Raw genomic sequence first — 5,116 nt, forward strand, 5'->3', positions numbered from 1 at the left:
CATCCTTGGCCCAGCGCGGCTAACCCGGCGTCCTGCCGGGTTACCCACGGATTCAAGCCCGCGTGCGGCCAGCGTGGTTAATGGGGCGCCTAAGATCAAAATCAAAAGCACGGCGGCCTGACAGCCGACCTGAGTGGTGTAGAGCAAAAGCGCTGGTTGTGGGCTGGCTTGGCGGCCTTGGACCCGACCGGAGTTGCGCCTTTTGATTGCGGTCAAAATGTGGGAGGGGGCTTGCTCCCGATAGCGGTGGGGCAGTCACAGATGCATTGGCTGACACACCGCTATCGGGAGCAAGCGCCCTCCCACATTTGACCGAGTGAGGCTTCGAGAATCAGGTCGGCTGTCAGGCCGCCTCGCTTGGCTTTGTTTTTGATCCGGCCCTTACATCCTTTGCGGCCTTGGATCCGACCGGAGTTACGCCTTTTGATTGCCGTCAAAATGTGGGAGGGGGCTTGCTCCCGATAGCGGTGGGGCAGTCACAGATGCATTGGCTGACATACCGCTATCGGGAGCAAGCCCCCTCCCACATTTGACCGAGTGAGGCTTCAAGGATCAGATCAGCTGTCAGGCCGCCTCGGTTGGCTGTGTTTTTGATCTAGCCCTTACATCCTTTGCGGCCTTGGATCCGACCGCAGTTACGCCTTTCGATTGCCGTCAAAATGTGGGAGGGGGCTTGCTCCCGATAGCGGTGGGGCAGTCACAGATGCATTGGCTGACACACCGCTATCGGGAGCAAGCCCCCTCCCACATTTAAACCGAGTAGGGCTTCGAGGATCAGGTCGGCTGTCAGGCCGCCTTGCTTTGTTTTTGATCTGGCCCTTACATCCTTTGCGCTGACGAAGTCAGCGATCTTTTGATCTAAGGCTTTTGATCGTGACCTTGATCTTAGGCGCCCCATTAAACACGCTGGCCGAACGCAGGCTTTGGAGCGTGGGCAACCCGGCAGGACGCCGGGTTAGCCGCGCTGGGCCATGGATGGCCCATCGCGGCGGCCCACGCTCCAAAGCCGGAGTGAGGGCACACCGAGCCGGAGGCGAGGTGCCGAGTGTTGGGGCGAAGGCCTTTTGCTTACTTTTGGGCCTTTCCAAAAGTGAGCCGCTGTAAGAGCGGAACCATAAGCAGCCGTTACCCAAACAACGGATATGTACACCGACATCCCCCCACAAAACGAGCCCTACTCAATCCCCACCTGATTACGCCCATTATGCTTGGCCAGATACAACCCCTTATCCGCCGCCAATATCAGCTGCCGACAATCCGTCCCCTGCTGCGGCGTCATGGTCGACAACCCAATACTGATGGTCAAACTCGACCCCTCAGTCGGCGCAATATGCGGAATTTTCAGCGCAGCAACCGCCATACGCAGCTTTTCAGCCACCAACCGCGCCCCGCCCGGCGAGGTATTAGGCAATACCAGCGCAAACTCTTCACCCCCGTAGCGCGCCGGCAAATCCGACGGGCGACTGCTGGCTTCACGGATGGTAGTGGCGACTTTACGCAAGGCTTCATCACCCTCAACGTGGCCAAAGCTATCGTTGTAGGTCTTGAAGAAATCCACATCGATCATCAACAACGACAACTGAGTCTGATCACGCATCGCGCGACGCCATTCCAACTCCAGGTACTCGTCGAAATGGCGACGGTTTGACAGCCCCGTAAGGCCATCGGAGTTCATCAGCCGTTGCAGCACCAGGTTGGTGTCCAACAGTTGCTGCTGACTGACCCGCAACGCGCGGTACGCCGCATCCCGTTGCAACAGGGTCATGTAGGAGCGCGAGTGATAGCGAATGCGCGCCACCAACTCGATGTTGTCCGGCAGCTTGACCAGATAATCATTGGCCCCCGCCGAAAACGCCGCGCTCTTGATCAGCGGGTCTTCCTTGGTGGAAAGCACGATGATCGGGATATTCGCCGTGGCCGGGTGGTTACGGTACTCACGCACCAGCGTCAAGCCATCGAGGCCGGGCATCACCAGATCCTGCAGGATCACCGTCGGCTTGATGCGGATCGCCTGGGCAATCGCCTGGTGCGGGTCGGCGCAAAAGTGGAAATCGATGTTTTCTTCATGCGCCAGGCCGCGCCGCACGGCTTCGCCGATCATGGCCTGGTCGTCGACCAGCAACACCATGGCGGCATTTTCGTCGGTCTTGATGTCGTCGATCTGTAAATCATTCATGTGCAGTCACCTGAATTACTACCTGCAAGCCAGCACTGCCAGAGGTCGTGTTCATTTGGCAAAGACCTCCAGCAACCGGGGCGCAATTCTATCCAGTGGGCGAATTTCAACAGCGGCATCGATCGCCGCCGCCGCTTTGGGCATGCCATACACCGCCGAACTCTGCTGATCCTGGGCGATGGTCAAATAACCTTGTTCTCGCAGTAACTTGAGGCCCTGGGCCCCGTCGCGCCCCATGCCGGTCAGCAATACGCCGACAGCATCGCCATTCCAGTGGCTGGCCACGCTTTCAAAAAACACGTCGATCGAAGGCCGGTAAATCTCGTTCACCGGCTCTGCGGTATAGGCTAGCGTGCCATCCTTCAATAAACGAATGTGATGGTTGGTGCCGGCCAGCAGCACCACGCCGCTTTGCGGTGGTTCACCCTCGCGGGCCAGGCGAACCGGCAGGCTGGAGGCGCTGCTCAGCCACTCGGCCATGCCGGCGGCGAACACCTGGTCCACATGCTGCACCAGCACGATGGCGGCGGCAAAGTCCCGGGGCAAGCCCTTGAGCAGGATTTCCAGGGCAGCCGGGCCGCCCGCCGAGGAGCCGATGGCGACCAGGCTCTGGCGTTTTCCGGTGTTGCGCGGGGGCGACGTTTCGGCGCGCACACGGCTGCCACGCTGGCCGATCAGCCAGCCGATATTGAGGATCTTGCGCAACAGCGGCGCCGCCGCATCCTTGGGGTTGCCGACGCCAAGCGGCGGCGTATCGACCACGTCCAGCGCGCCATGGCCCATGGCTTCGAACACCCGGCTCATGTTGGCCTGGCGGTCGACGGTGACGATCACGATGGCGCACGGGGTCTCAGCCATGATCTGGCGCGTGGCTTCCACGCCGTCCATCACCGGCATGATCAGGTCCATCAGGATCAGGTCCGGGGTCAGTTCGGCGCAACGCTGCACCGCCTCAAGGCCATTGCCGGCCACCCACACCACCTGGTGCGCCGGCTCGAAACTCAAGGCGCGGCGCAGGGCCTCCACCGCCAGGGGCATATCATTGACGATCGCAATCCTCATGCCCGGGCGCCTCCAATCAGCTCCATCACGGCATCCAACAAGGCGTCGTCATGGAAACTGGCTTTGGCTAGATAATAGTCGGCGCCGGCGTCCAGTCCACGGCGCCGGTCTTCTTCGCGATCTTTGTAGGACACCACCATCACCGGCAACGATTGCAGGCGAGTATCACGGCGCAAGAGTGTGACCAATTCAATACCGTCCATGCGGGGCATATCAATATCTGTGATCAACAGGTCAAAGTCTTCGGAGCGCAAGGCGTTCCAACCGTCCATGCCATCGACCGCCACGGCCACTTCATAACCACGATTAAGCAGCAATTTGCGTTGCAGCTCACGCACGGTGAGCGAGTCATCCACCACCAGCACCCGTTTACGCGGCGCTTCGGTGGCCTGTTGGCTGCGCCGGGCGATGCGTTCCAGGCGGCCGGTGTTGAGCAGCTTGTCCACCGAGCGCAGCATGTCTTCGACGTCGACGATCAACACCACCGAGCCATCGTCCAGCAAGGCGCCGGCGGAAATATCCTGGACCTTGCCCAGGCGATCATCCAGCGGCAACACCACCAGGGTGCGCTCGCCGATAAAGCGTTCCACCGCGATACCGTACACGGCATCACGCTCGCGAATCACCACGACTTTCAGCGTATCTGAATGATTCTGCCCGGCGGGGCGCTGCAGCAACTGGCTGGCGGCGACCAGGCCGACATGCCGACCCTCGTGCCAAAAGTGCTGGCGGCCTTCCAATTGCACGATGTCGTCGGGCGCCAGGTCGCACATGCGTTCGATATGCGCCAAGGGGAAGGCGTAGGCTTCTTCGCCGACTTCCACCACCAGGCTGCGCACCACCGACAGGGTCAGCGGCACCTCCAGGTGAAACCGACTGCCCTGCCCCGCCGTCTGCTCCAGCACCACCGCACCGCGCAGTTGGCGGACCATATGTTGCACCGCATCCAGGCCAACGCCGCGCCCGGATACTTCGGTGACCTTGTCACGCAGGCTGAACCCCGGCAAGAACAGGAACGTCAGCAGTTCTTCTTCACTCAGGCGCAGGGCAGTTTCCAACGGCGACAGGTGGCGGTCGACGATGGTGCCGCGCAGGCGCTCCAGGTCAACGCCATTGCCGTCGTCGCTCAACTCCAGCACCAGCAAACCGGCCTGATGGGAGGCACGCAGGCGGATCAGGCCTTCAGGCGGTTTACCCGCGAGCACACGTTGTTCGGGCATTTCGATGCCGTGGTCGACGGCATTGCGCAGCAGATGCGTGAGCGGCGCTTCGAGTTTTTCCAGCACGTCGCGGTCGACCTGGGTTTTTTCCCCCTCGATTTCCAGGCGCACTTGCTTGCCCAGGCTGCGGCCGAGGTCACGCACCATGCGCACCTGCCCCGCCAACACGTCGGCAAACGGGCGCATGCGACACGCCAGCGCGGTGTCGTAGAGCACCTGGGCGCGCTGGCCGGCCTGCCAGCCGAACTCATCCAGCTCGGCGTGTTTTTCCGCCAGCAGGGCCTGGGCTTCGCTCAACAGGCGGCGCGTATCGGCCAGCGCTTCCTGGGCTTCGAGGTTCAGACCCAGGGTCTTGAGCTGGCCGTCCAGCGTATCCAGGGCCCGCACGCTCTGGCTTTGAATGCGTTTGAGGCGTTGCAAGCTCGCCAGGTACGGCTTGAGCCGCTGGGTTTCCACCAGGGACTTGCTCGACAGGTCGAGCAGGCTGTTCAACCGCTCGGCGGTGACCCGCAATACGCGCTCGCCGCCTTCGGTCATGTGTTTGTGCTGGCGCGGCGCCTCGCTGGTCACCGGCGGCGCCGGCTCGGGCTCCGGCGGCAAGGCTTCGACCAGGGGCTCGGGGGCTGGCGCGGGTGGCGCGGGCGGCGCGGGCGGCGCG

Annotated in this window: 3 protein-coding genes; all 3 read right to left on the reverse strand. The window is 62.0% G+C overall.

Going from position 1 to position 5,116, the window contains the following annotated elements:
- Window positions 1-1,174: 1,174 nt before the first annotated feature.
- Window positions 1,175-2,176 (reverse strand): diguanylate cyclase, encoded by a 1,002-nt coding sequence (locus GIW02_RS26780; protein ID WP_236419654.1) that lies wholly within the window; start codon window positions 2,174-2,176, stop codon window positions 1,175-1,177.
- 51 nt (window positions 2,177-2,227) lie between these two features.
- Window positions 2,228-3,238 carry a chemotaxis response regulator protein-glutamate methylesterase gene (gene cheB, locus GIW02_RS26785; protein ID WP_236419656.1) on the reverse strand — a complete coding sequence of 337 codons (1,011 nt, stop codon included), beginning with the start codon at window positions 3,236-3,238 and terminating at the stop codon, window positions 2,228-2,230.
- Window positions 3,235-5,116 (reverse strand): hybrid sensor histidine kinase/response regulator (locus GIW02_RS26790; protein ID WP_236422210.1); only part of this gene is annotated, 1,882 nt, incomplete at its 5' end. The genes cheB and GIW02_RS26790, both read right to left, overlap by 4 nt.

Source organism: Pseudomonas syringae, from assembly GCF_021606685.1.
Lineage (GTDB): Bacteria > Pseudomonadota > Gammaproteobacteria > Pseudomonadales > Pseudomonadaceae > Aquipseudomonas > Aquipseudomonas syringae_R.

Bases quoted from the DNA above. Each gene is read 5' to 3' on its own strand.
- GIW02_RS26780 (WP_236419654.1), bottom strand. From the start codon at position 2,176: ATGAATGATTTACAGATCGACGACATCAAGACCGACGAAAATGCCGCC.
- cheB (WP_236419656.1), bottom strand. From the start codon at position 3,238: ATGAGGATTGCGATCGTCAATGATATGCCCCTGGCGGTGGAGGCCCTG.